Raw genomic sequence first — 902 nt, forward strand, 5'->3', positions numbered from 1 at the left:
CGGCGGGGGTTGCCGATCGCGTCGTGGAGCGGCTGCATGTGGGTGCGGCCGAAGCGGAGGAAGACCGGGCCGCCCGGGCCGTGGGCGCGCAGGTTGCGCAGGCCGGTCGCGATGATCGGGATCTTCCGGTCGTAGCTGCTGAACCCGTCGGCCGGCTCGSCCGCCCACAGCGGCCGGGTCAGCTCCTGGAGCCGCGGGACGGTGCGGTTGGGGTCGCGGGCGCCGAGGCGGTTGAAGACGATCAAGACCGGCGGGTGCGGGGCCTCTCCTCGCTCCGCGACGCGGGCCATCCAGCGGGTACGCCACATCGGCTTGTCCTTGCCGTCGGTGTCCTTGATCTGCCGCTTGAAGAACCTGGMGTACTTCAGCAGCTTTGCCGCGATCTCCTCGGCACTCTCGTGGCAGTTGTCGACCTCGATGAACAGCAGCGGGATCTGGTCCTGCGGGGCGGTGAGCACGATGTCGGCCTGGGCGCCGCCCTTGCCCGGCGCACCCCACGTGCCGGTGGCGGGCTGCGGGACCTCGGTCGCGTACGAGGCGATCGTGCCGATGCCGGCCGGGGCGTCGACGGCGGCCTGCGCGGCCGCCTTGGCTTCGGCCGGCTCCGCGGTGAGCAGCCGGAGGTCGGGCTTGGGGCGGAGCATCGCGATGACGGTCCCGTTGACGGCCATGGGGTGGGTGGCYCCGCTGGAGCCTGCGCCGCGGGCGGTGGAGCCCATCTCCGACWGGGGGCGTCCGAGCTCGTAGGAGGCGGCCTCCAGGCCCTTGGTGGTCAGATTGCGCAGCGACTCCCCCGCACGGGTGGTGCCGCCGTTCTCGGCGAGACCATGCTTGCGCAGATCGGACAGCGCACCCGCATGCGAGGCCGTACGGGCCGTCTTCCGCTCAGAGGCGGTCGCCTT

At 72.6% G+C, this 902-nt stretch carries 1 protein-coding gene; it reads right to left on the reverse strand.

Translation table 11 applies throughout. From position 1 onward, the window contains the following. On the reverse strand, positions 1-902 hold a 902-nt coding region (locus AB4039_RS42230), incomplete at both ends, for a replication-relaxation family protein (RefSeq protein WP_442273308.1).

This window comes from Streptomyces sp. M-16, from assembly GCF_052114405.1.
Taxonomy (GTDB): Bacteria; Actinomycetota; Actinomycetes; order Streptomycetales; family Streptomycetaceae; genus Streptomyces.